The sequence below is a fragment of the Serratia sp. Ag1 genome, from assembly GCF_000743355.1.
Lineage (GTDB): Bacteria > Pseudomonadota > Gammaproteobacteria > Enterobacterales > Enterobacteriaceae > Chania.
The window spans coordinates 56,624-80,470 of the sequence record NZ_JQEI01000025.1 but is presented as its reverse complement, the minus strand read 5'-3'; the positions used below and the strand labels follow the sequence as shown (position 1 = coordinate 80,470).

The 23,847-nt window shown below is 52.9% G+C and carries 24 protein-coding genes; 3 read left to right on the top strand and 21 right to left on the bottom strand.

From position 1 onward, the window contains the following. Positions 1-10: 10 nt before the first annotated feature. From hisS to trmJ, 17 genes are all read right to left on the bottom strand, one after another. A complete protein-coding gene (hisS, locus tag IV04_RS15335) occupies positions 11-1,285 on the bottom strand; it encodes a histidine--tRNA ligase (protein ID WP_037395435.1) in 1,275 nt (424 codons plus the stop codon). A gap of 139 nt (positions 1,286-1,424) precedes the next feature. After that, entirely contained in the window at positions 1,425-2,546 is a 1,122-nt protein-coding gene (gene ispG / locus IV04_RS15330) for a flavodoxin-dependent (E)-4-hydroxy-3-methylbut-2-enyl-diphosphate synthase (protein ID WP_037395434.1), read from the bottom strand. Positions 2,547-2,593: 47 nt separating this feature from the next. Continuing rightward, on the bottom strand, positions 2,594-3,583 hold the full coding sequence (rodZ, locus tag IV04_RS15325) for a cytoskeleton protein RodZ (protein ID WP_037395433.1): 990 nt from the start codon (positions 3,581-3,583) through the stop codon (positions 2,594-2,596). Continuing rightward, a complete protein-coding gene (pilW, locus tag IV04_RS15320) occupies positions 3,573-4,316 on the bottom strand; it encodes a type IV pilus biogenesis/stability protein PilW (protein WP_037395432.1) in 744 nt (247 codons plus the stop codon). Before pilW ends, rodZ begins: the two co-directional genes overlap by 11 nt. A gap of 97 nt (positions 4,317-4,413) precedes the next feature. Further along, positions 4,414-5,610: a bifunctional tRNA (adenosine(37)-C2)-methyltransferase TrmG/ribosomal RNA large subunit methyltransferase RlmN gene (locus IV04_RS15315; protein WP_037395430.1), complete on the bottom strand. Its 1,197-nt coding sequence runs from the start codon at positions 5,608-5,610 to the stop codon at positions 4,414-4,416. A gap of 237 nt (positions 5,611-5,847) precedes the next feature. Next, a complete protein-coding gene (gene ndk, locus IV04_RS15310) occupies positions 5,848-6,273 on the bottom strand; it encodes a nucleoside-diphosphate kinase (protein WP_037395428.1) in 426 nt (141 codons plus the stop codon). Between the two features lie 193 nt (positions 6,274-6,466). Next, positions 6,467-7,303: an enhanced serine sensitivity protein SseB gene (gene sseB, locus IV04_RS15305; RefSeq protein ID WP_037395426.1), complete on the bottom strand. Its 837-nt coding sequence runs from the start codon at positions 7,301-7,303 to the stop codon at positions 6,467-6,469. A 71-nt stretch (positions 7,304-7,374) separates the two neighbouring features. After that, on the bottom strand, positions 7,375-8,670 hold the full coding sequence (gene pepB, locus IV04_RS15300) for an aminopeptidase PepB (protein WP_037395425.1): 1,296 nt from the start codon (positions 8,668-8,670) through the stop codon (positions 7,375-7,377). Positions 8,671-8,755: 85 nt separating this feature from the next. After that, positions 8,756-8,956, bottom strand: coding sequence for a Fe-S cluster assembly protein IscX (gene iscX / locus IV04_RS15295; protein WP_006327336.1), 201 nt, complete (start codon positions 8,954-8,956; stop codon positions 8,756-8,758). A 161-nt stretch (positions 8,957-9,117) separates the two neighbouring features. After that, complete coding sequence (gene fdx, locus IV04_RS15290; RefSeq protein WP_037395419.1) at positions 9,118-9,453, bottom strand: ISC system 2Fe-2S type ferredoxin; 336 nt, start codon at positions 9,451-9,453, stop codon at positions 9,118-9,120. Positions 9,454-9,455: 2 nt separating this feature from the next. Beyond that, a complete protein-coding gene (gene hscA, locus IV04_RS15285) occupies positions 9,456-11,306 on the bottom strand; it encodes a Fe-S protein assembly chaperone HscA (RefSeq protein WP_037395417.1) in 1,851 nt (616 codons plus the stop codon). A 26-nt stretch (positions 11,307-11,332) separates the two neighbouring features. Further along, on the bottom strand, positions 11,333-11,854 hold the full coding sequence (gene hscB / locus IV04_RS15280) for a co-chaperone HscB (protein ID WP_037395415.1): 522 nt from the start codon (positions 11,852-11,854) through the stop codon (positions 11,333-11,335). A 68-nt stretch (positions 11,855-11,922) separates the two neighbouring features. Further along, a complete protein-coding gene (iscA, locus tag IV04_RS15275) occupies positions 11,923-12,246 on the bottom strand; it encodes an iron-sulfur cluster assembly protein IscA (protein ID WP_021178859.1) in 324 nt (107 codons plus the stop codon). 88 nt (positions 12,247-12,334) lie between these two features. Next, positions 12,335-12,721: a Fe-S cluster assembly scaffold IscU gene (gene iscU, locus IV04_RS15270; protein ID WP_037395413.1), complete on the bottom strand. Its 387-nt coding sequence runs from the start codon at positions 12,719-12,721 to the stop codon at positions 12,335-12,337. Positions 12,722-12,745: 24 nt separating this feature from the next. After that, positions 12,746-13,960 carry a cysteine desulfurase gene (iscS, locus tag IV04_RS15265; protein ID WP_037395411.1) on the bottom strand — a complete coding sequence of 405 codons (1,215 nt, stop codon included), beginning with the start codon at positions 13,958-13,960 and terminating at the stop codon, positions 12,746-12,748. A 55-nt stretch (positions 13,961-14,015) separates the two neighbouring features. Further along, the gene (gene iscR, locus IV04_RS15260; RefSeq protein WP_037395410.1) at positions 14,016-14,510 is read right to left on the bottom strand and encodes a Fe-S cluster assembly transcriptional regulator IscR; all 495 of its coding nucleotides are present in this window, start codon (positions 14,508-14,510) and stop codon (positions 14,016-14,018) included. Positions 14,511-14,705: 195 nt separating this feature from the next. After that, complete coding sequence (gene trmJ / locus IV04_RS15255) at positions 14,706-15,440, bottom strand: tRNA (cytosine(32)/uridine(32)-2'-O)-methyltransferase TrmJ (RefSeq protein ID WP_037395409.1); 735 nt, start codon at positions 15,438-15,440, stop codon at positions 14,706-14,708. A 231-nt stretch (positions 15,441-15,671) separates the two neighbouring features. Between trmJ and suhB the strand changes: the two genes are divergently transcribed. Next, entirely contained in the window at positions 15,672-16,475 is an 804-nt protein-coding gene (suhB, locus tag IV04_RS15250) for an inositol-1-monophosphatase (RefSeq protein ID WP_037395407.1), read from the top strand. A 221-nt stretch (positions 16,476-16,696) separates the two neighbouring features. On the opposite strand, the gene IV04_RS15245 is transcribed toward suhB, so the two are convergent. Together IV04_RS15245 and IV04_RS15240 are read right to left on the bottom strand one after the other, a co-directional pair. Further along, positions 16,697-17,719 carry a nickel/cobalt transporter gene (locus tag IV04_RS15245; protein ID WP_037395405.1) on the bottom strand — a complete coding sequence of 341 codons (1,023 nt, stop codon included), beginning with the start codon at positions 17,717-17,719 and terminating at the stop codon, positions 16,697-16,699. After that, positions 17,710-18,378 (bottom strand): DUF1007 family protein, encoded by a 669-nt coding sequence (locus IV04_RS15240; RefSeq protein ID WP_037395403.1) that lies wholly within the window; start codon positions 18,376-18,378, stop codon positions 17,710-17,712. The genes IV04_RS15245 and IV04_RS15240 overlap by 10 nt, the downstream gene beginning before the upstream one ends. 145 nt (positions 18,379-18,523) lie before the next feature. On the opposite strand from IV04_RS15240, the gene csiE reads away from it, so the two are divergent. Beyond that, positions 18,524-19,789 carry a stationary phase inducible protein CsiE gene (gene csiE / locus IV04_RS15235; RefSeq protein ID WP_037395401.1) on the top strand — a complete coding sequence of 422 codons (1,266 nt, stop codon included), beginning with the start codon at positions 18,524-18,526 and terminating at the stop codon, positions 19,787-19,789. Here the strand turns inward: csiE and IV04_RS15230 are convergent. Together IV04_RS15230 and glyA are read right to left on the bottom strand one after the other, a co-directional pair. Further along, positions 19,786-20,928: a 3-phenylpropionate MFS transporter gene (locus IV04_RS15230; protein ID WP_037395399.1), complete on the bottom strand. Its 1,143-nt coding sequence runs from the start codon at positions 20,926-20,928 to the stop codon at positions 19,786-19,788. The genes csiE and IV04_RS15230 overlap by 4 nt on opposite strands. Positions 20,929-21,094: 166 nt before the next feature. Next, on the bottom strand, positions 21,095-22,348 hold the full coding sequence (gene glyA, locus IV04_RS15225) for a serine hydroxymethyltransferase (RefSeq protein WP_037395397.1): 1,254 nt from the start codon (positions 22,346-22,348) through the stop codon (positions 21,095-21,097). Positions 22,349-22,653: 305 nt separating this feature from the next. On the opposite strand from glyA, the gene hmpA reads away from it, so the two are divergent. Next, positions 22,654-23,844: an NO-inducible flavohemoprotein gene (gene hmpA, locus IV04_RS15220; protein ID WP_037395395.1), complete on the top strand. Its 1,191-nt coding sequence runs from the start codon at positions 22,654-22,656 to the stop codon at positions 23,842-23,844. Positions 23,845-23,847 lie beyond the last annotated feature (3 nt).

Below are 23,847 nucleotides of genomic sequence, written 5' to 3'. Positions count from 1 at the left end.
GTCCTTCTCCTTAACCTAGCATCAAAGCCAGACGCGCTGCGACTTCGCTTTGCGCCAGCGTTTCTTGTTCACCACTGCGCAGGTCTTTGACCACCACCTGCTGTGCCGCCACTTCATTTTCACCCAGGATCAGGGCAATGCGAGCACCCCATTTGTCTGCGCGGGTGATTTGCTTCTTAAAGTTACCGCCGCCATAGTTGGTCATCAATTTAATCTGCGGTACGGCATCACGCACCCTTTCGGCCAACTGCACCGCCGCACTTTGCGCGCCAGTACCGGAAGAGATGACATAGACATCAATCGTTGCTGGCGCTTTGAAATCTGGATTCACAGCCTGAACCAGCAGCACCAAACGCTCCAGCCCCATGGCAAAGCCCACGGCTGGTGTAGCACGCCCGCCCAGTTGCTCAACCAGGCCGTCATAGCGACCACCGGCACACACGGTGCCCTGCGCGCCCAGGCTGGTGGTTACCCACTCAAATACCGTGCGGTTGTAATAATCCAAGCCACGCACCAAACGCTCGTTGACGGTATATGAAATACCTGACTGCGTTAAAAGTTCGCACAAGCCATTGAAGTGCTCTCTGGACTCTGCATCCAGATGCTCAGAAAGACGCGGCGCGTCATTCAACAGGGCCTGTACTTCGGGATTTTTGGAGTCCAGCACGCGCAAAGGGTTGCTGTACATACGACGTTTACAATCTTCGTCCAGCTTTTCCTGATGCTGTTCCAGAAAAGCCACCAACGCATCGCGGTAGTTGGCTCGTGCTTCCAACGAACCAATTGAATTCAGCTCAAGCTTGACGTGCTCGGCAATCCCCAACGCTTTCCACCAACGGGCGCTCAGCAGAATCAGCTCAGCATCAACATCCGGGCCTTGCAGGCCAAACACTTCGGCCCCTAACTGGTGGAACTGGCGATAACGGCCTTTCTGTGGCCGCTCATAGCGGAACATCGGGCCGATGTACCACAGACGCTGTTCCTGATTGTACAGCAGACCATGTTCGATACCGGCACGTACGCAACCAGCCGTCCCTTCCGGGCGCAGCGTCAGGCTTTCGCCATTGCGATCGTCAAAGGTATACATCTCTTTTTCTACGACATCGGTCACTTCACCAATGGCGCGCTTGAATAACGGGGTCTGCTCTACAATCGGCAACCGGATTTCGCTGTAACCGTAGCTGCCCAACACTTGCTTGAGAGTGCCTTCAATACGCTGCCACAATGCCGTGTCTTCCGGCAGGTAATCGTTCATGCCGCGAATGGCTTGAATGTTTTTTGCCACGTGAGTTCTCTGTCCGTTTTATATAAAAATGAAACCGATTATAGGGACTTTGCCATCCGCTGTTCAACGCGGATGCACGTTAAGCCCGTCAGGCTCATCAATAAGCGGGCCTAAATGCCCGCTCCACCGGCTTGTATGCTTACTTTTCCAGCAAATTGACCGCAATGCGGTTGGATTGATCCAGCATCGCTGCTTTGGCGCGAATCTTCGCTTCCAGTTGATCGATCATCTGCTCGTTGTCAAAACGCTCTTTCTGGCGCACGCCATCTTCATAGAAGCCGCTCTTATTGTGCCCGCCAGTGACCCCTAAAGTAGATACCAACGCTTCACCAGGCCCGTTTACCACGCAACCGATAATCGAAACATCCATCGGCGTGATGATATCTTCCAGGCGCTGCTCCAACGCATTGACCGTGCCGATCACGTCAAACTCCTGACGCGAACACGTCGGGCAAGCGATAAAATTGATGCCGCGCGCACGAATGCGCAGTGACTTCAGGATATCAAAACCCACCTTCACTTCTTCTACCGGATCGGCAGCCAACGAAATACGCAGGGTATCACCGATCCCCTCGGCCAGCAGCATACCCAGGCCAATCGCCGACTTCACGGAACCGCTACGCGCGCCACCGGCTTCGGTAATCCCCAGATGCAAAGGTTGATCGATGCGTGCAGCCAGCAAGCGATAAGATTGCACTGCCAGGAAGACATCAGACGCCTTCACGCTCACCTTGAACTGATCAAAGTTCAGACGATCAAGAATATCGACGTGACGCATTGCCGATTCCAGCAGCGCCTCCGGTGTTGGTTCACCGTACTTTTCCTGGATGTCTCTTTCAAGAGAACCACCGTTCACCCCAATGCGGATGGGGATGTTTTTGTCGCGCGCGCAATCAACCACCGAACGGATCCGGGATTCATTGCCGATGTTACCAGGGTTGATACGCAGGCAATCAACGCCGTATTCGGCAACCTGCAACGCGATGCGGTAATCGAAATGGATATCCGCCACCAGCGGCACATTCACCTGCTGTTTGATCAGCCGGAATGCTTCAGCAGCGTCCATAGTAGGAACGGAGACACGCACAATATCGACACCTACACGCTCCAACGCCTTGATTTGATTCACTGTCGCAGCGACATCGGTGGTACGTGTGTTGGTCATCGACTGCACGGCAATCGGTGCACCATCGCCAATAGGCACCTTGCCGACGTAAATGCGTGTTGATTTGCGGCGGTTGATGGGTGCTTGGTTATGCATCACTTACTCTCCACTGTTGCTCTGACATAACGACAATCGCCGCGCTATCACTGCGCGGCAACGGTCAGACGAGCAACACGGTTTGCCTTAACGAACCGGCTTAAATCGACCGGCTTACCTTGATATTGAATCTGTACTGCAGCCGGTGCGCCGATGGTCAGTTTATACGGTGCGGTGCCAGCCAGGTTCAAACGGGTTCCCCCTTTCTGGATGCCACTGAATAAGGTTTTACCCGTAGCATCCGTTACCTGCAACCAGCAGTCAGCGGAGAAATCCATCACCAACCCGTTAGCGTCCTCAACAGGTGCACTCACAGCGGCTTCACCGGTCGGCAACTGAGGCTGAGCAGCAGGAACGGCCGGTGCCACTACCGGGCTTGTTGCCTGATTCGGTGCTGGCACCACAAGCTGCGGAGCCGTTTGCAGCGCCGTAGTATCTGGAACCTGTGGAGAGGCAACCGGTGTATTGGTTGTTACCGGAGCGGCCTGAGGTTCTGGCGCAGCGCCATCATCAACCGCAGAAGCAGCATCACCGTCGTTCAACGGCGCTGTCTCACCATCATTGTTATGTTGGGAAAGCTGGGCCGATGATTGATTGGCCATGGTTGCAATCTCTTCCTGCTGCGCCTTGTGGTTCTGCCACCACCAGGCACCGGTCAGGCCGACAACCACAAATACGATCAACCAGGTAAAGCTCATCAGCCAGCCATCACGCTTTTTACGGCGTTTGCCCAGTGAGAAGCTCTGCATCTGAGCCACTTTAGACACTTTGGCGGGAGTCTGCTTTGCCAACATCGGCAACAGCTCATCTTCTGGCACATGTACCAGCTTGGCATAAGAGCGGACATAACCACGCACGAAAGTCGAAGCAAGATCGGCAGAAAGCGTGTCACTTTCAATCTCGCGCACGGTAGACATTTTGAGACACAGGCGTTCTGCAACGGCCTGTTGACTCAGCCCGAGCTGTTCACGGGCCAGACGCAGACGTTGACCTGTCGTCATAGATACGGTTTTATCTTGGGAGTCTTCAGTATTCATTAGCTAAGAACTGCTGGTACTGTTTGGATTGTGGAAAACTTCGCGCTAGCTGCTTGCCGTAGCGTTGAACGCTATCCTGACGACCTGCTAACGCGGCGAAACGAATCTGTAACCATAAACTGTCGGCACTGGCCGGCAGAACACGTTGATAACTATCCAATAAAAGTTGCGACTGCGCGCGCTTCCCTTCTCCAAATTGCTTTTCTGCCTCCGCCAACAGCGGAGCACCCTTGTCCGGATCGATCTTCAGCGCCCGTGATAATAACTTGCGCGCATCATCGTTTTGCCCGGCTTTGAGGAAACAGTAACCTGCATTTTCCAGGCTGTCGGCAACCTGAGCGTAATCGGGTGCCTGTGCCGCAGCGCTAAACTGCTGTTGGGCCGGTACATACTGCCCTAAACTACAGAGAAACGCACCGTAATTATTCAGTACGGTGCCATTGGCCGGTGCAAGCTTGAGCGCTTGATGATAACGCTGCTCAGCCGCAGTGTTATCACCAATCCGCTGAAAGTAGAGAGCCATACCCAATTGAGTACGATAATCCCGTGGGGCTGCATCTGCTGCTTTTTCCAGATTCTGCTTCGCAGCCTGCATATCCCCTTGATTGAGATATTCCAGGCCCAGTTGCAAACGCGTTTGCCCCGCCGCCGGTTGGTCTTTGTCCGGCACCGAATTTGAGCACCCAGCTAACAAACCGGCTGCCAATAACACGCCCCACAGTTTCAGCTTCATGCCTGCACTCATTCCTTATCTGATGTTACCCGATTACCTGAAGGATTGCTGTTCACATAACAGGCTGTTAGATAACAAAAAAATCATGCTATAGGTTTCAGACCGCTCGTACGTTGATAGGTTCCCCGGCCATTTTCTTTTTCAGGGTACGCTTAGTACGGTCGATCACATCACCCGCCAACTGCCCACAGGCAGCATCGATGTCGTCGCCACGGGTTTTACGAACAATAGTCGTAAAGCCGTATTCCATCAATACTTTGGAGAAACGGTCTACGCGGCTGTTGGAACTGCGGCCATAAGGTGCACCAGGGAACGGGTTCCATGGGATCAGGTTGATCTTGCAAGGCGTCTCTTTCAGCAACGCTGCCAATTGATGCGCATCATCGGTGCTGTCATTGATGTGATCCAACATCACGTACTCAACGGTAACACGCCCCTGATTGGCATTGGATTTCTCCAGGTAACGGCGAACCGCAGCCAGGAAGGTTTCGATATTGTATTTACGGTTGATCGGCACGATCTCATCGCGGATCTTATCGTTTGGCGCGTGCAGCGAGATCGCCAATGCCACGTCGATCATATCACCAAGCTTGTCCAACGCCGGAACCACACCGGAAGTAGACAGGGTCACACGGCGTTTTGACAGGCCAAAACCAAAATCATCCAACATGATTTCCATCGCAGGAACCACGTTATTCAGGTTGAGCAACGGTTCCCCCATCCCCATCATCACCACGTTGGTGATGGGGCGCTGGCCGGTAACCTTCATCGCCCCGAGGATTTTGGCAGCACGCCATACCTGACCGATAATTTCTGACACGCGCAGGTTGCGGTTAAAGCCCTGCTGTGCGGTCGAACAGAATTTGCACTCCAACGCGCAGCCCACCTGCGAGGAAACACACAGCGTGGCGCGATCGCCGTCTGGGATATACACGGTTTCAACCTGCTGATCGCCGACGCTGATGGCCCACTTGATGGTTCCATCGGTTGAACGTTGTTCTTCCGCCACTTCAGGCGCGCGAATTTCGGCGATCTTCTGCAATTTGCCACGCAGAACCTTGTTGATGTCGGTCATCTGCTCAAAATCGTCACAGCAGTAATGATAGATCCATTTCATGACCTGATCGGCGCGGAATGGTTTTTCCCCCATATTGGCGAAAAACTCACGCATTTGCTGACGGTTTAAATCAAGCAGGTTTATTTTGGCCGCAGCCGGTTGTTCCGTATTAACGGCAGATTCGATCGGTGAATTATTTTCAGACAAGGTGTGCTCGGACGCGATGGGTTCTAACATAATGATCTCTTGGCCTCGTTGTTACACGTTATGGCTCGAAAGAATGGAAAGTAAGTGTGTCATTCAGGCTGCACAGTAGAGGACAGCGACACTAAAAACACGCCCCAGATAAGATGGCTTACCTGGGGCGCGGCATTGTACAAATTTTATTAACGGGTTTCCACGTTTGAACGGCTTTCACGGTATTTTTATTGTATCTACCGGTAAATAGCCTGCCCTAACCAGGAAAATCCGCCATTAACGTGGGCAGATTTCGCTTTCGTTGAAGAAGTATGCGATTTCACGTTGCGCAGATTCTACAGAATCAGAACCGTGTACAGCGTTAGCAGTGAAGCTGTCTGCATAGTCAGCACGCAGAGTGCCCGCCAGCGCGTTGTCTGGGTTGGTAGCGCCCATCAGATCACGGTTACGCTGCACAGCGTTTTCTGCTTCCAGCACCTGAACGACAATCGGGCCAGAGGTCATGAACTCAACCAGACCGTCAAAGAAAGGACGGCCTTTGTGCTCAGCGTAGAAGCCTTCGGCTTGTTCGCGAGTCAGGCGCAGCATTTTGCAAGCGATGATATTGAAACCTGCGCGCTCGAAACGGGCATAGATTGCACCGATGTCGTTGTTAGCTACTGAGTTTGGTTTAATGATCGAAAAAGTACGTTGTACAGTCATGATGGCCTCTATATGTTCTAAAACAGGCCGGTCAAAAGTTGAAGTACCGGCCTTCTCAAGTGGCGCAGATTATATGTGTGCCGTTAACGCTTGCCTACGGGAAAATCAACATTTCATTAAAAAAAATCTCTCAATTGCCCATATTCTGCGACGGAACATCTTGCAACAGTCAACGATGCCACACGGGTGATGCTTATTGCGTTTTTTCCGTTGAAGGAATGAGATTACGCAGCCAACTGCCCCAGCGGCGCTGGTAGAAAGGCTGCGTGTGCGTGATCAGATAGTGGCTGATACCGCGCTCTTTCTCTGACACCAGACAAAAATCAACCGGATCGTCATTTGGGGCCGTTGCGCTGGCGACACTGCCTGCCTCACTGATCAGCGCTTCAATCTCAGCCTGCTCACCATCCATTTCCAGGCCGATCAACAGATTGGGTTTTTCATCCACTGCACGATCGTGCATCAACGCCAGAAACGCACGGCGTACCGGTTTATGTTGGCTGAACAGCGTCGTTAATGCGTCGACCATCGCCGAAGGATAGGTTTCAGGTTGGCCCAGCAGGATTTGGCTGTCTTTATCGACGTAATGCTCTACCGGCTTCACCACTCCGCCAGTAGCCAACAGCATGGCGATTTCATCTGGGAAAAACTCTTTACCGTATTCCGCTTTCGGGTTGAGGAACAATTCATCACCCTGAGTGATTTCAAACAGTACGCGCGCAGGCATGGCGATAAAGGGTTGTGCACCTTCTACCGCTTTTTGCAGCGTTTCCAGCGAAGAGAAAAATGGAATAATGCTGCTGCCATCCTGCTTTTCCCAATGTTGAATATTCACCGGTGTCTCAGCATTCAGCATGATGTCGCCTTCCTGCTGCACCTGTTCACCGTCGCCCAGAATGTAAACCGTCGACTCCAGCAACACGCGGAAAAATGCCGGGCGATGTGCAGGTTCCGATACCGCCATTTTCAGAAGGCGCTCAAGTTCATTTTCGCCTGGAACGGCATCGTCATTATGGTGGTGGGAACTCATTGCTTACTCCAATGTATTAAGGGTTCAGCATGCTGAACCCTTAGGAAAAATGTCATGTTAAAGTCGGGCAATTATTTGGCTTTACTCAACAACAAATTAGCCAATGTGCGCACACCCAAGCCAGTTGCACCTGCAGACCATTGCTCGACGGCACCTTTGCGGTAAGTGGCGGAACAATCAATATGCAACCACCCCTTCTGGTAGTTCTGCACAAAATGCGACAGGAAAGCCGCTGCAGTGCTGGCCCCAGCGCTGTGAGCCGCACCGGCCACGTTATTCAGCTCAGCAAAGTTTGACGGCAACTGGCTGCGGTGGAACTCTGCCAGTGGCAAGCGCCAGAACGGCTCGTGCTCATCATCGGCACTGGCCAACAACTCTTGCGCCAAAGCATCATCAAAACTGAACAGGGCATGATAGTCATTACCCAGCGCCGTTTTTGCCGCCCCGGTCAAGGTAGCGCAATCAATAATCAGCTCAGGATTTTGTGCACTGGCATCGATCAAGCCATCGGCCAGCACCAGACGCCCTTCAGCATCGGTATTCATCACTTCAACGGTTTTGCCGTTGCGGTAGCGAATGATATCACCCAACTTAAACGCGTTGCCGCTGACCATGTTATCCGCACAGCACAGGAACAGTTTTACCCGCTGTTTCAGACCACGTGCCGCCGCTAACGCCAGCGCCCCGGTGATGGTGGCTGCACCGCCCATGTCGGACTTCATCGAATCCATAAATGCGCTTTGCTTCAGGCTGTAACCACCAGAGTCAAAAGTGATTCCTTTGCCTACCAGGCAAGCAAATACCGGGGCGTCAGTATTACCGGTTGGGTTGAAATCCAACGCCAGTAACACCGGTGAACGATCGGAACCGCGGCCAACGGTGTGGATACCGGCATAATTCTGCTCGCGTAAATCTTCGCCTTTAGTGATGCGATAGTTGACCGCCTCACCGGCAACCTCACACATCAGATCGACGGCACGGGTTGCTAATTGCTCTGGCCCCAGCTCTTCCGCTGGCAGATTAATCGTGTCACGCACCCAATCGACAATCTTCAGGCGCTGTTCCAGTTCTCCGCGCTCCGCTGCCGACAACTCTGCCCATTCAACGCTACGTTGGCCCTTTGGCCCACGGAATCCTTGCCAGAATGCCCAGCTTTGCTCGAGACCCCAGCCCTCACCGACCAGCTTAACTTTTTTGATGCCCTGCCCATCAATCCTACGTGCAGCACGCTGGATCGCGCCCAACTTGCCATTACCGATCAGATGGATAGTCATGCCGTCGTTATTGGTACTCAGCAGCGCTTTTTCACCCCAGCGCGCATCCGCAGCGTCGTGGGACAGCGTAATCTGCATGATTTCAGTTGTCATAGCCTTACTCCAGTCCGGATTATTCTTTTATTAATCGTATCAGGTGCAATATAAATGGGCCGCCAATGGCAGCCCGTTACGCTATTTACTCTGCTTCATCTAACCAGACCAGCAGGATCGCTTCCAGTATTTTTTCGTTGGAAGCCTGTGGATCATCATCAAACTCTTCCAGATCGCAGATCCATTGGTGCATATCGGTAAACCGCACGGTTTTCGGATCGGTATCCGGGTATTGATCGTACAGGGCTTCGCCGATTTCGCGGCTGTCGGTCCACTTTAGTCCCATAATAATAACCTCCTCAGAGAAAGTGCTTCAGTAGGCGTAGCGAGCGAAAGCAGTTTTGCCATGGACAGCGCGGAGGAACCGGAGCGTACACATAGTACGTGAGGATTCCGAGCACTGCCCTAGGCTAAAATGCTGAGCGCAGTAGCCTAATGAGGTACTTTCTAGTGCTCACGCGCATGATTGATGGTATAGCGCGGCATCTCAATCACCAGATCTTCATCAGTGACGCGCGCCTGGCAGCTCAGACGGCTTTCTGGCTCCAGCCCCCAGGCTTTGTCCAGCATGTCATCTTCCAGCTCACTGCTTTCATCCAGCGAATCAAACCCTTCACGCACGATGCAGTGGCAGGTAGTACAAGCACAGGATTTTTCACAGGCGTGTTCAATTTCAATCCCGTTACGCAGCGCAACGTCGAGGATGGTTTCCCCTTTCTCCGCTTCTAACACTGCTCCCTCTGGGCATAAATCTTGATGGGGCAGGAAAACAATTTTTGGCATGGTTAAACCTCATCCACAGAATGGCCTGCCAGCGCACGGCGAATGGAGGCATCCATGCGGCGCGCGGCAAAATCTTGGGTTGTTGCATCGACTACTTTGATGGCGGCTTCAATGGCGGCGGGATCGTTACCCTGCATTGTCTGTTGCAAATCGGCTACCGCAGCATTGATTGCCTGGCTTTCTTCCTCGTTCAGCAGTGCAGCATCGCTCGCCAGAGCCCCTTGCAGGCTTTCCAGCACGCGTGACGCATCCACTCGCTGCTCAGCCAGCATGCGCGCGCCGATATCGCCTTGTGCGTTCGCCATAGAGTCTTTGATCATGTCAGCAATTTCGGCATCGGACAGCCCATAGGAAGGCTTCACCTGAATAGAGGCTTCAACGCCGGTAGATTTCTCCATCGCTGTGACACTCAGCAGGCCATCGGCATCCACCTGGAAGGTGACGCGAATATGTGCCCCGCCCGCAGGCAACGGCGGCAAACCGCGCAGTGTGAAACGCGCCAGAGAACGGCAATCCGGCACCAGTTCGCGTTCCCCTTGCAGCACGTGGATCATCATCGCGCCCTGGCCATCTTTAAAGGTGGTGAACTCTTGTGCCCGTGCTACAGGAATCGTGGTGTTACGTGGGATGACTTTCTCAACCAGCCCGCCCATGGTTTCCAAACCCAACGACAATGGGATCACATCCAGCAGCAGCATTTCGCTGTCAGGCTTATTGCCCACCAGAATATCCGCCTGGATCGCAGCACCGATGGCGACCACTTTATCGGGATCGATAGAAGTCAGCGGGGCGCGGCCAAAAAACTCGCCCACCTGTTCACGTACCAAAGGCACGCGGGTGGAACCACCGACCATCACAACTTCCAGCACCTCGTCGGCGCTGACGGCAGCGTCTTTCAACGCCCGGCGACAGGCCATCAGGGTGCGTTTTACCAGGGAAGCAACCAGAGACTCGAATTGCTCACGGGTCACTTCGCCTTGCCAGCCAGCCACGCTAACGTTGACGCTTGGCGCATCGCTCAACGCGATTTTAGCGGCGATCGCCGCGTCCAGCAGTTGGCGTTGCACGCTGTGATCGTGACGCGAGGCCACGCCAGCTTGTTCACGCAACCAGTCGGCCAGCAGATGATCGAAATCATCGCCACCCAACGCGGAATCCCCACCGGTGGACAAAACTTCGAACACGCCACGGCTGAGGCGCAAAATAGAAATATCAAAAGTACCGCCGCCCAAATCGTAAACGGCAATCACCCCTTCCTGACCTGAATCTAACCCATAGGCGATCGCCGCCGCAGTAGGCTCGTTCAGCAGACGCAGTACGTGGAGGCCCGCCAGACGCGCGGCATCCTTAGTGCCCTGGCGCTGTGCATCGTCAAAATACGCGGGGACGGTGATCACTACGCCATCAAGCTCACCCTCTAACGCCGCGCTAGCCCGAGCAGCAAGTGCCTTGAGGATATCGGCAGATACCCCGATCGGGTTCACCAGACCAGAAGCCGTCACCATCATCGGTAAACCGTTATCGCTGGCTTGGAACTGATACGGCAGGTTCGGATAATGCCGTTGAACGTCGGCTAAAGAGCGGCCCATCATGCGCTTGACTGAGCTGATAGTATTGGTTGGATCCTGTGCTGCCTGCGCACGCGCAGCCCACCCTACATGGTGCTGTTGCGCCTGATAATGCACGACAGAAGGCAGCAGATCGCGCCCCTGTTCGTCAGCCAGCGTTTCCGCCCGCCCACTGCGCACGGTGGCCACCAGCGAGTTGGTAGTACCTAAATCGATCCCGGCAGCCAGACGGCGCTGGTGTGGAGCGGCGCTGAGACCAGGCTCACTAATTTGTAATAAGGCCATGTTAGGGCTTCCACAATGAAAATGTATTACTCAAAACCCAGCAATTTTTCTTCGAGTTGTTCCACTTGCTGCTGAAGTTTGTCCAAAAAACGCAATTTTCGCACGGTGTCAGCAGCCTGCGGCCACTGCTGGTTATCCAGTTCCTCTACCATTTGCGCACTACGCTGCTTAAATATCTTGTTCAGACGTGCGGCGAAAACCGCAAGCGCGCTTTCTGCATCAGGCTTACGTTCAATCGCATCCAGCTCTTCACGCAGCTCCAATTGCTCCATCAGGAACACAGTATCGCGCATCGTGTGTTGTTCATTACGCAAATCAAAACCGTGCAAAGATAACATATACTCCGCACGTTTTAACGGATGCTTCAGCGACTGATAAGCTTCATTGATAGTGGCAGCCTGTTGTAACGCCATCAGGCGTTCGCATTCAGGTTGGAGAGCATGGCGATCGGGGTGGAATTGGCGCTGTAAATCCTGATAGCGCGAGGTAAGCAGGCTACCATCCACGTTGAAGCGAACCGGTAGCCCGAATAAAGTAAAGTAATCCATAGCGTGCTCTGGGCGTTATCGTGATGGTTAAGGTTCCCCCGCACATGGCGGGGGAGCACGATGGACTGTCAGACGTTGAAACTTTCGCCGCAGCCACACTCGCTTGAGACGTTCGGGTTGTTGAACTTGAAGCCTTCGTTCAGGCCTTCTTTAACGAAATCAAGTTCTGTGCCATCAAGGTAAACCAGGCTCTTGCCATCAATGATCACCTTGACGCCTTTGTCTTCAAAAACGATGTCGTCATCGTTCGTTTCATCAACAAATTCGAGCACATACGCCATCCCGGAACAGCCGGAAGTTCGCACTCCCAGACGCAACCCAAGACCTTTGCCACGGTGATCCAAAAACGCCTGAACACGCTGTGCAGCGCTGTCGCTCATCGTAATCGACATAACAACCTCACACTCAATATACCCGTTATCTTTACTCTACCCGCACGTTTGGCGGGATCTGAAAATCTATCGGGTATCACTCAAAAAATTACTTGGCGCTGTGTTTGCTTTTGTAGTCGGCAATTGCTGCTTTAATGGCGTCTTCAGCCAGGATCGAGCAGTGAATTTTAACCGGCGGCAACTCCAGCTCTTCGGCGATCTGGGTATTTTTGATCGCTTCAGCCTGCTCGAGTGATTTGCCTTTCATCCATTCGGTGACTAACGAGCTGGATGCGATGGCGGAACCACAACCGTAGGTCTTGAAGCGGGCATCTTCGATAATCCCTTCATCGTTAACCTTGATCTGCAGCTTCATCACGTCACCACAGGCCGGAGCGCCCACCATGCCGCTACCGACGCTAGGATCTTCATTATCAAAGGATCCTACGTTACGTGGATTTTCGTAGTGATCGATTACTTTTTCGCTATAAGCCATGACGTTGCTCCTAAATCCTGAGAATTAATGATGTGCCCATTCGATGCTGTTGAGATCCACGCCCTGCTTGAACATTTCCCACAACGGGGAGAGATCGCGCAAGCGGCCAATGGATTTACGCACCAGCGAAATGGTGTAATCGATCTCTTCTTCCGTGGTAAAACGCCCCAGAGAGAAACGGATCGAACTGTGCGCTAACTCATCATTCATACCCAAGGCGCGCAGCACGTAAGAAGGCTCAAGGCTGGCAGAAGTACAGGCAGAACCTGAAGAAACGGCCAGATCTTTCAGCGCCATGATCAGCGACTCGCCTTCAACATAGTTGAAGCTGACGTTGAGAATATTCGGAGCACCGTGTTCCAGGCAACCGTTCAGATACACTTCTTCCATATCTTTCACGCCGTTCCACAGACGATCGCGCAAGACACGCAAACGCGCCATTTCGCTCGCCATTTCTTCTTTGGCAATGCGATAGGCTTCGCCCATGCCAACAATCTGGTGCACCGGCAACGTGCCTGAACGCATACCACGCTCATGGCCACCACCGTGGATTTGGGCTTCGATACGGATACGCGGCTTACGGCGCACATATAACGCACCAATACCTTTCGGACCATAAATCTTGTGGCCAGAGAAGGACATCAGATCAACTTTCAATTTGCCCAGATCGATCGGTAATTTACCTACGCTCTGAGTCGCATCCACATGGTAAATGATACCGCGAGCACGGCACATTTCGCCGATAGCCTCGATATCCTGCACCACGCCGATTTCATTATTCACATGCATGATAGAAACCAGAATAGTATCTTCACGCATCGCGGCTTCAAGCTCTTTGAGATCGATAATCCCGTTGCTCTGTGGAGCCAGGTAGGTCACTTCAAAACCTTCGCGCTCAAGCTGGCGACAAGTATCCAACACGGCTTTATGTTCGGTTTTGCTGGTGATGACGTGCTTGCCTTTCTTCTGATAGAAATTGGCCGCGCCTTTGATCGCCAGGTTATCTGATTCGGTGGCCCCAGAGGTGAACACGATCTCACGTGGGTCAGCGCCAACCAGTTCAGCAATCTGGTTACGGGCGATATCGACCGCTTCTTCCGCCTGCCACCCAAAACGGTGGGAACGGGAAGCCGGGTTGCCGAAAGTACCGTCCAGGGTCAAAAACTGCATCATCTTCTCGGCAACACGTGGATCGACCGGGGTCGTTGCCGAGTAGTCCAGATAAATCGGTAATTTCATTGCTCTTGTGCTCCGTACATCACTTCCAAAAACGAATAAATTTGTCGCTAGCTGCTTATGCGCGCAGATTAACGTTGATCGTTTCTTGCACTCGGCCATTCGCCGTGCGACGCGTATCGCTATTTTGGCGATCCGCTACGTCCAGCACTTCCTGGTTGTTTACCAGTTCAGCCAGCGTAATATTATTCAGGAACCCACTGATGCGCTCGCTAAGATCGCGCCACAGGGTATGAGTCAGACAACGATCGCCACCTTGGCAACCTTCTTTGCCCTGACAGCGGGTAGCATCTACCGATTCGTCAACGGCAGTGATCACCGCGCCTACCGCGATCTCACCAACCTCTTTGCCCAGCAGATAACCACCACCCGGACCACGTACACTGGCTACCAAACCATGCTTACGCAGACGGGAAAATAATTGTTCCAGATAAGAGAGCGAAATACCCTGGCGCTCGGAAATATCCGCCAATGGTACTGGCCCTTCCTGGGAATGCAATGCCACGTCGAGCATAGCTGTTACGGCATAACGGCCTTTGGATGTCAGTCTCATAGCTAAATGGTTACCTGTTGGTCAAACATGATAGAAAGTTTGACATTCCCGAGTAATACAGTCAACTATTTAACCTACTAATTTACTCAACTATTAGCACGTTTTGTGCACCATCAAATAAAGTGCTTATAAAATACATCTTATAACTCTAAGATAAATAATGCCATGCTCGATTGCCTCTCAACAACCACCCCATTAATTACCTTGATGTTTATCCTGTTTCTCGATCGACGTTAGCATCCCACGCAAGATATTCAGCTCTTGCGCTTCCGGGCGCGCCCGAGTGAATAAACGCCGCAAACGGCTCATAACCTGCCCCGGATGTGCCGCGCGGATAAAACCGGTGTGCAGCAGCGTTTGTTCCAGATGCAGATAAAAACGCTCAAGATCATCCACCAGCGGATAAGGTGCTTCTTCCTGCGGCGGAACACCTTCTTGTTGGCGATCGAGATAAGCAACGCGCACTTCATACGCCAGGATCTGCACCGCCATCGCCAGATTCAGCGAGCTGTAATCCGGATTGGCAGGGATGGCGACATGATAATGGCATTTTTGCAATTCATCATTGGTTAAGCCAACACGCTCGCGGCCAAATACCAAAGCCACCGGCCCCAGTGCCCCTTCCTGTATTGCACGCACACCACATTCACGGGGTTCCAGCATCGGCCAAGGCAAAGTACGCGAACGCGCACTGGTCCCGACCACCAGGCTACAACCGGCAATCGCCTCATCAAAGGTATCCACGATAGTGGCATTACCAATAACATCACTGGCACCAGCCGCCAAGGCAATCGCCTGTGAGTCTGGTTTTACCAATGGATTAACCAGATAAAGATTGGTTAATCCCATGGTTTTCATGGCACGGGCAGTAGAGCCCATGTTACCGGTATGGGAGGTTTCGACCAGGACAATGCGGATATTGTGCAGCATACAAACTCTGAACGTAGCGGAAAATCACAGCATTCTAACACAGCCACGTACCCAAAATCATTCGAGTTACATCGAGGCGGTAACGAGTGATCCCCAGAGGCTCACTCCTTGGGTGAATTAACGGAAGCAATAAAGAGGTGGCTTGAAAAATGAAGGGGATTAGGCATTTTGCCGAAGGCCTGCTATACTCTGCGCCGTTTTCTGTTCTTTAACATCTTGTGGAAGATACCCATGCATCCGATGCTGACCATCGCCGTGCGCGCTGCGCGCAAGGCCGGTAACCTGATTGTCAAAAATTACGAAACCCCAGACGCTGTAGAAGCGACACAAAAAGGGTCTAACGACTTTGTTACTAACGTTGATCGCGATGCAGAGCATCTGATCATCGACATCATCCGTAAATCTTACCCACAACACACCATCATTGGTGAGGAATGTGGCGAGTTGGTTGGCACTGATCAGGACGTGCAATGGGTGATCGATCCACTGGATGGCACCGCCAACTTCATCAAACGCTTCCCACATTTTTCAGTTTCTATCGCCGTGCGCATCAAAGGCCGCACCGAAGTTGCGGTAGTTTACGATCCAATGCGCAACGAACTGTTCACCGCTACCCGCGGCCAGGGCGCACAGCTCAACGGCTACCGCTTGCGCGGCACCAATGCCAAGGATCTGGACGGCACAATTCTGGCTACCGGCTTCCCGTTCAAGGTCAAACAGCATGCTCCGGCCTACATCAATGTAGTGGGTAAACTGTTCACCCAATGTGCAGACTTCCGTCGCACCGGTTCTGCTGCACTGGACCTGGCTTACGTGGCAGCAGGCCGCGTTGACGGTTTCTTTGAGATCGGCCTGAAGCCTTGGGATTTTGCCGCTGGCGAGTTGCTGGTGCGTGAATCGGGTGGTCTGGTGACCGACTTTGTTGGCGGCCATAACCACTTAAGCTCAGGCAACCTAGTTGCCGGTAACCCGCGCGTAGTAAAAGCACTGCTCTCTGCTATGCGTGAAGAATTGAGCGAAGCGCTGAAGCGTTAAGATGACAGGTTCCTACCGACTGTGAACCATCAGGAAAACGCTGCCGATGCAGCGTTTCAGACTACTGACAAAGCCAGTTATTAGGGGGAGCGTGCCGAAGGGGTCGTAGCGGCGTAAGCCGCCGGAGCGCCCCTCGGTGCGCTAGACCCGGGTATCTCGGGCTAAAAAGCCACTTTGTCATCAACCTCAAACGCTGCCGATGCAGCGTTTTTTTATACCTGCTAGCGGGTGAAAGGCCGCATTCCACCGCCAAACTCGGGCTGTGCACTCACGTACATCAGCACCCCGGCAAACAGCAGGACGATCCCGCCAATCAACGCCAACGATCCCCAGGCCACGGCGCTCCATGCAGCAGGTGTGCGCTGGCCGCTGATGCGGACCGCCTGCTTGCGGCTATAGTGTACAAAGAACGCCAACGCCGAGATGGTCAACGAAGTCCCCAATGCCATCGCCAGGGCAGAAAATACGCCCCAGATAAACACGCCAAGCACTTTGGAAAACAACAACACCAGAATCGCGCCAGAACATGGCCGCATGCCCATTGCCAGCACAATCGCTGTTCGGGTACGCCAATCATTACCCGCTTGCAGTTCAGCATCGCTGGGCAAATGCCGGTGCCCGCAACCGCAATTAGCATCGTGAACATGGTCTACCGGCAGTGGTTGCAAGCGGTTAATCCGCAACGCAGCCACGGGTCGCATCCCTTTCACCGTCTGATATAAACGTTTCAACGCTCGCCAAGTCAGCAACGCACCAAGCAACATCACCAGAATAAAACTGCCCTTTTCCAGCCAGAAACTGCTCTGATGCAATTGGCGAGAAGAAAGTTGCCACACTACCAATACCAGCGTAACCAGAGCAATCGCTACCAGCCCTTGTAACAGCGAAGCGGCAAACGTCAGTTGCAAGCTGCTTTTCAAGCGCGCCGGATGGGTAGCCAGATAAGTGGCGATCACTACCTTGCCATGGCCCGGCCCAAGCGCATGTAACACACCGTAGCTCAAGCTAAACAACATCAGTGCCAACCCAGCCTGCTGCGGAGCAGCTTTAACCTGTTGCAACAGGGCGGCCATTTGCTGATGCAGTGCTTTCTGCCACACCACACTGTGCATCAGCAACTGAGGCCAGTACTGCCAAACCAGTTGCGCTCCCGCCGCCAAAGCGATAAACAGCAACAATAGCGGCCACAGGCTGAATAGCCAATGGCGTTTACCCGCAACGGGCTGGCTGAGGTTTACTGACATTGTAACGTTACCCGCTGTGCAAATTGCTGCCCCAGCGCCATGTCTTCGCCGGGAGTGTCGTTTTTATCAAGAGACAGCGCATAAGCCTGTAATGATGAATCCGGTTTTGGTGTAACCAGACTGAATTTGCACTGCTGCGCTATTTCTGGCGGCAGATGCAACGCCTTTTTATCCTGATAGGCCATATCGACGAAATAGGTGGGATCGTAGGTAGAAATCTCAAACGGCTTGCCCGCCAGCGCCTGCGGTTCGGCCAGCGGCATTACAAATTCCAGCACCGCTTTATGGCCTGTTCGGGAAAGACGATATTCCGTTGGCAGATTCAGATACTTCACCGGCTTACCATCGCGATAAATATCGGTGAAATAATGTTGTGCCAGCACATTAGCCATCACTTCCGCTGCCAACTTTTTCCAGATTTCCGAGTCGCTTTTGGCATTTTCTGCATCATACAACAGGTCTGCCGAAGTGATTTCATCCATAACCCAAACCATTTTCAAACCTATCAAGCTCTGATCTTTCGCCACAAAGGTGGTGTTCATATCGATAAAACTGTGCGGATGAGCAGCAACCTCTGCGCAGAACAAACTCAACCATCCGACCACTAGATAACGTAGTTTCATCATCACATCATACTCATTATTGTTATAAAGTAACATAAATCGCACTTCAACGAGCGGTGAGGCTCGGCAGAACTGTGACGAAAGTTGTAAGCCGAAATAAAACCAGCGGCAACAGCCGTGCCGCCACAACGCCTTTTGCTATGCTTAAGCAGAATTTAAACATAACCTGCCAGAAGGTGATATGAGCCTAGACACTTCTTCTGTGCCTGAGCTCTCCGGTCAACAACGGCGCTGCAATCTGCTACTGATGCTGTACACGCCGGTGTCCAAGGTACAACTGGAGACTATCAGCCGAATCAATGGCGTCGACCACCCTATTACCCGGCAAGATATAGCCGAGGTTGCCAGTGAAATCCAGCGTTTCCACCAGTTGGAAATCCAGGGTAACCCCGATGAGGGCTATCAGATACAGGGCAGTACGCTCAATCAACGACTTTGCCTGCTGCACTGGCTGAGGAGAGCGTTGCGATGCAGCCCGGAATTTGTTGCACAACATTTTGGCCCACAACTTCAACAGGCCATCTCACTGGATAGCCAACAAATGTGCGCGCTGGAACAGTGCATCACCCAATGCGAGCAGCGGCTGAATCGCCATTTTGAGCGACGCGACCGGCAATTTCTGCAGCATTATCTCTGCTATTGCGCCATAGACAATCAACACCGACACCATCCCGATTTCGATCAGATCCAGCATGAATGGCTACAGTGCAAACCAGAACAGCCCGCTGCTGATGAGCTACATCAAACACTGAGCCAGTTGTTCAATCAGCCGATGGCAGCTTGCGAGAACGATTTTCTAACACTGATGCTGGTGATGATGAAAAACCACAGCTATACCCGCCGTGACTCGGCAGAGGATCGGCGTCTGATGGCAGCCATTGAGCACATGGTGGAGCGATTTCAGCAAGCCTCCGGCATGAACTTCAGCAGCAAGGCAGAGCTTATCAGCCAACTGTTTGCCCATTTGGCTCCGGCCATAGAACGCTGCCGTTTTTCCATCGGGATCGATAATCTGTTACTGGAAGAAATCACGCGCAAATATCCGCGTTTGATGCGTACTACGCAACAAGCCTTAGTGCCATTTGAACGGGAGTATGACATCCGGTTTTCACGGGAAGAAACCGGGTTGGTCGCTATCAGCTTTGGCGCCTGGCTGATGCAAGAGAATGCGTTGCAAGAAAAACAGGTACTGTTGCTAACGCAGCATAACCCACAGTTGGAAGAAGATGTTGAGTATCAGTTGCGTGAACTGACGCTCTTACCGCTCAGCATCAAATGCCTGCCCCTGGCAGATTATCTGCACTCTGGCGCACCGCCGGGGATCTCTTTGGTGATCAGCCCGTATGCAGCGGAAGATCAGGCGCGGTCACCATCGATAATGTATCTCGAACTGCCGTTAACTCACCAGCAGCGCAAAGTGCTGCGTGCGCTGCTGGAGGGGCCTTAGCGGCTGCTGGCCGCGGGTGGGCGGATAAACAGCGTGGGCAGCACCACTACAGCCATTACCCAGAAAACTCCGCCCTGTAAATGCTCGAACAGGAAGCCAGCCAACACAGTCATGATCGCAATACCGCCCCCCATCGCCAAGCCAGAATAAACAGCCTGCAGGCGAATCACTTCCGCCCCCTGACGTGCCGCGATAAAACGCATCGCCGCCAAATGGCAAACGGTGAAGGTGCCGCAATGCAGCACCTGCATCAACAGCAAACCGGCTAACTCTGTGGTAGATGCCATCAGGCTCCAGCGCAACAGGCCGCACACGGCTGAAAGCAACAGCAGATTGCGTGCATTCCAACGGCGGAATAGGAGGTTACTGCTGGCGAAAATAATCACCTCTGCCACCACGCCCAACGACCACAGGTAGCCAATAGTCGCGGTAGAATATCCAGCCTCTTGCCAATAGATAGAGGCAAAACTGTAGTAACCGGCATGCGCACCTTGCAATAAAGTCACGCACAGCAGAAAACGCCATACCGGCCCTTCACTGAGTAACTCACGCCAGGAACGCACCGCTTCACTCTGCTCGCGTGCTTCTCCCTGTGGCATGACGCTGGGTTTCAGCAACATTCCCAGCAGCATCGCCAACAAACTGAACAGCAGGCTATACAAAATCGCGTCATGGCCCCATACGGAAACCAGCTTACCGGTTAACGCCGAACCGATCACAAAGGCCAGCGATCCCCACAATCGTACCCGGCCATAATCCAGCGTGACCTGCCGCTGCCAGGTCGAAGCCAGCGCATCGGTCAACGGCATCAGCGGTGAGAAAAACAGGTTGAAACCGGCGATCACCAACATCAGCCAGGCCCAGCCGTTGCCAAAGCAGAAACCCATGGCGAACGCCAGCGTCAACAGAGCCAACAGGCGCAATGCGGTAACTAAATGAGAGGGATCTTTAACACGTGGTGCAATCAGCAGGCTACCCAGAAAACGAGCCACCAGCCCAGCCCCCAGCAGAATACCGATAGTTTCCGGTGGGATACCTTCACCTTTTAGCCAGACGCTCCAGAACGGAAGAAAAATGCCATAAGAGAAGAAATAAGTGAAATAACTGAGAGCAAGCCAACGCGTTGATTGCAGAACCATGTTCCCTCCAAGTTTAGGGCGATACTTTGACAGAGCTCACACAATGTAGCAATCTTCATTCTGCCTCAAAGGGTTAGAGTGCAAAGCAGTTCACAGTTTGCTGGTAATAAGCATAAAAAAACCCGCCGAAGCGGGTTCAGGTTGTTTGGTATGTAGCTCTGCGTGATTATGCGTAAACCGGCAGACGCGCACAGATATCGAGCACTTTCTTCTTGGTGCGCTCGATGGTCGCTTCGTCGTTGATGTTATCCAGCACATCACAGATCCAGCCCGCCAGCTCACGCACGTCAGCTTCCTGGAAGCCGCGACGGGTTACTGCAGGAGTACCGATACGGATGCCAGAAGTCACAAACGGGCTCTTCGGATCGTTTGGCACGCTGTTCTTGTTAACGGTGATATTGGCACGGCCCAACGCAGCATCGGCTTCTTTACCCGTCAGATTTTTGTCCACCAAATCCAGCAGGAACAGGTGGTTATGCGTCCCACCGGAAACAACTTTGTAGCCACGCGACAGGAACACTTCCACCATCGCTTTAGCATTGGCGGCCACTTTCTGCTGGTATACTTTGAACTCAGGCTCCATCGCTTCTTTCAACGCTACCGCTTTACCGGCGATCACGTGCATCAGCGGGCCGCCCTGGCCGCCAGGGAACACGGCAGAGTTCAGCTTCTTGTAAAACTCCTCATCACCGCCCTTCGCCAGGATCAGGCCGCCACGCGGGCCCGCCAGAGTTTTGTGCGTGGTCGTAGTCACGACATGCGCGTGAGGAACCGGGTTAGGGTAGACATCTGCGGCGATCAGGCCAGCAACGTGTGCCATATCCACGAACAGGTACGCCCCGATACTGTCAGCGATTTCGCGCATTTTCGCCCAATCGACAACGCCAGAGAACGCAGAGAAACCACCGATGATCATTTTCGGCTTATGCGTCTGCGCCTGCTTTGCCAGATCGTCGTAGTCGATCTGGCCTTTGGCGTCGATACCGTAAGGCACTACGTTGTACAGTTTGCCAGACAGGTTGACCGGTGAACCGTGAGTCAGGTGGCCACCGTGCGCCAGGTTCATCCCCAGAATAGTGTCGCCCGGTTGCAGCAGCGCGGTGTAAACCGCAAAGTTAGCCTGGGAGCCAGAGTGCGGCTGAACGTTGGCATAGTCTGCGCCGAACAGCGCTTTAGCGCGATCGATCGCCAGTTGCTCAACGATATCCACATATTCGCAACCGCCGTAGTAGCGCTTGCCCGGATAGCCTTCTGCGTATTTGTTGGTCAGTTGAGAACCCTGAGCCTGCATAACGCGCGGGCTGGTGTAGTTCTCAGACGCAATCAGTTCAATATGCTCTTCCTGACGCACCACTTCTTGCTCCATGGCTGCCCACAGTTCGGCATCATAATCAGCAATGTTCATTTCACGCTTTAACATCCGGCATCTCCTGACTTAAATCACCAAATAACTACCCGTTTGGGTTCTGGGCAACAGTGTAAACTGTTTCCCCCCACCGAGGATAGGCCTTGACAGAGGTTTTTACGCAAACGATTGGCTTTAGGTGTGGCAAGGTTTTGAACCATTAAATACCCCTTTATTGGCAACGGACTTTTACTCATAATGATCGTGCGGTTTTTTCATGTTAGGCGAATCGCCGATAAACACGGGTATTTACAAGCTCGGCTGAAACCAATAACATGCATTTAAAATGCATCATTAAAATCCCCCTAAGGAGCGCTTCCATGCTGGATAGCCAAACCATCGCCACCGTAAAATCCACTATCCCTCTACTCGTGGCAACCGGGCCGAAACTGACCGCTCACTTCTACGATCGTATGTTCAACCACCATCCCGAATTGAAAGATATTTTCAATATGAGCAACCAGCGCAATGGCGATCAGCGCCAGGCGTTATTTGATGCCATTTGTGCCTACGCCAGTAATCTGGAAAATCTGGCAGCGTTGCTGCCAGCGGTAGAACGTATCGCACAGAAACATGCCAGCTTCAACATTCAACCGGAGCAGTACCAGATCGTCGGTACTCACCTGCTGGCGACATTGGACGAAATGCTCAGCCCAGGCCAAGAAGTGCTGGACGCCTGGGGTAAAGCCTATGGCGTGTTGGCGAACGTTTTTATCCAGCGCGAAGGCCAGATCTACCAGGAAAGTGAAAACAGCAACGGCGGCTGGCGCGATCTGCGCGCATTCCGCATCGTCAAAAAACAGCCCGAAAGCGAAGTGATTTGCAGTTTGGTATTAGCGCCGGTAGACGGCGGCAAGGTAGCGGATTTCAAACCGGGGCAATATCTGGCGGTATATATTAACCACGATAGCCTGGAGCATCAGGAAATACGCCAGTATTCACTGACCACCTCACCGAACGGTGAATCTTACCGTATCGCGGTAAAACGTGAGGGCCAGGGCGCCGTTTCCAGCTTCCTGCATCAACAGGCCAAAGAAGGCGACATCATTCATGTCGCTCCGCCGCACGGTGATTTCTTCCTGCAGGTTGAGCCCACCACGCCTGTAGCATTGATTTCTGCTGGCGTTGGCCAAACACCGATGCTGGGCATGCTCAATAGCCTGCACGCTAACCAGCATCAAGGCGAGATTCATTGGTTGCATGCCGCAGAAAATGGCGCAGCCCATGCTTTTGCCCACGAAGTGGCCGCTATCGCCGAACGTATGCCAAACCTGAGCCGCCATGTCTGGTATCGGGAACCAGGTGCTGATGATGTGGCAGAACGTGATTACCACAGCAGCGGCTTAATGGATCTCAGCCCACTGCGTACCACGCTGGACAATCCACAGATGCATTATTACTTCTGTGGCCCGGTGCCATTTATGCAGTTTATTGCCCAGCAGTTATTGGCGATGGGCGTGGCCGCCGAACGTATCCACTACGAATGCTTTGGCCCACATAAAGTGCTGTAAGAA

Bases quoted from the DNA above. Each gene is read 5' to 3' on its own strand.
- ispG (WP_037395434.1), bottom strand. From the start codon at position 2,546: ATGCATAACCAAGCACCCATCAACCGCCGCAAATCAACACGCATTTAC.
- rodZ (WP_037395433.1), bottom strand. From the start codon at position 3,583: ATGAATACTGAAGACTCCCAAGATAAAACCGTATCTATGACGACAGGT.
- pilW (WP_037395432.1), bottom strand. From the start codon at position 4,316: ATGAAGCTGAAACTGTGGGGCGTGTTATTGGCAGCCGGTTTGTTAGCT.
- IV04_RS15315 (WP_037395430.1), bottom strand. From the start codon at position 5,610: ATGTTAGAACCCATCGCGTCCGAGCACACCTTGTCTGAAAATAATTCA.
- ndk (WP_037395428.1), bottom strand. From the start codon at position 6,273: ATGACTGTACAACGTACTTTTTCGATCATTAAACCAAACTCAGTAGCT.
- sseB (WP_037395426.1), bottom strand. From the start codon at position 7,303: ATGAGTTCCCACCACCATAATGACGATGCCGTTCCAGGCGAAAATGAA.
- pepB (WP_037395425.1), bottom strand. From the start codon at position 8,670: ATGACAACTGAAATCATGCAGATTACGCTGTCCCACGACGCTGCGGAT.
- iscX (WP_006327336.1), bottom strand. From the start codon at position 8,956: ATGGGACTAAAGTGGACCGACAGCCGCGAAATCGGCGAAGCCCTGTAC.
- fdx (WP_037395419.1), bottom strand. From the start codon at position 9,453: ATGCCAAAAATTGTTTTCCTGCCCCATCAAGATTTATGCCCAGAGGGA.
- hscA (WP_037395417.1), bottom strand. From the start codon at position 11,306: ATGGCCTTATTACAAATTAGTGAGCCTGGTCTCAGCGCCGCTCCACAC.
- hscB (WP_037395415.1), bottom strand. From the start codon at position 11,854: ATGGATTACTTTACTTTATTCGGGCTACCGGTTCGCTTCAACGTGGAT.
- iscA (WP_021178859.1), bottom strand. From the start codon at position 12,246: ATGTCGATTACGATGAGCGACAGCGCTGCACAGCGTGTTCAGGCGTTT.
- iscU (WP_037395413.1), bottom strand. From the start codon at position 12,721: ATGGCTTATAGCGAAAAAGTAATCGATCACTACGAAAATCCACGTAAC.
- iscS (WP_037395411.1), bottom strand. From the start codon at position 13,960: ATGAAATTACCGATTTATCTGGACTACTCGGCAACGACCCCGGTCGAT.
- iscR (WP_037395410.1), bottom strand. From the start codon at position 14,510: ATGAGACTGACATCCAAAGGCCGTTATGCCGTAACAGCTATGCTCGAC.
- trmJ (WP_037395409.1), bottom strand. From the start codon at position 15,440: ATGCTGCACAATATCCGCATTGTCCTGGTCGAAACCTCCCATACCGGT.
- suhB (WP_037395407.1), top strand. From the start codon at position 15,672: ATGCATCCGATGCTGACCATCGCCGTGCGCGCTGCGCGCAAGGCCGGT.
- IV04_RS15245 (WP_037395405.1), bottom strand. From the start codon at position 17,719: ATGTCAGTAAACCTCAGCCAGCCCGTTGCGGGTAAACGCCATTGGCTA.
- IV04_RS15240 (WP_037395403.1), bottom strand. From the start codon at position 18,378: ATGTTACTTTATAACAATAATGAGTATGATGTGATGATGAAACTACGT.
- csiE (WP_037395401.1), top strand. From the start codon at position 18,524: ATGAGCCTAGACACTTCTTCTGTGCCTGAGCTCTCCGGTCAACAACGG.
- IV04_RS15230 (WP_037395399.1), bottom strand. From the start codon at position 20,928: ATGGTTCTGCAATCAACGCGTTGGCTTGCTCTCAGTTATTTCACTTAT.
- glyA (WP_037395397.1), bottom strand. From the start codon at position 22,348: ATGTTAAAGCGTGAAATGAACATTGCTGATTATGATGCCGAACTGTGG.
- hmpA (WP_037395395.1), top strand. From the start codon at position 22,654: ATGCTGGATAGCCAAACCATCGCCACCGTAAAATCCACTATCCCTCTA.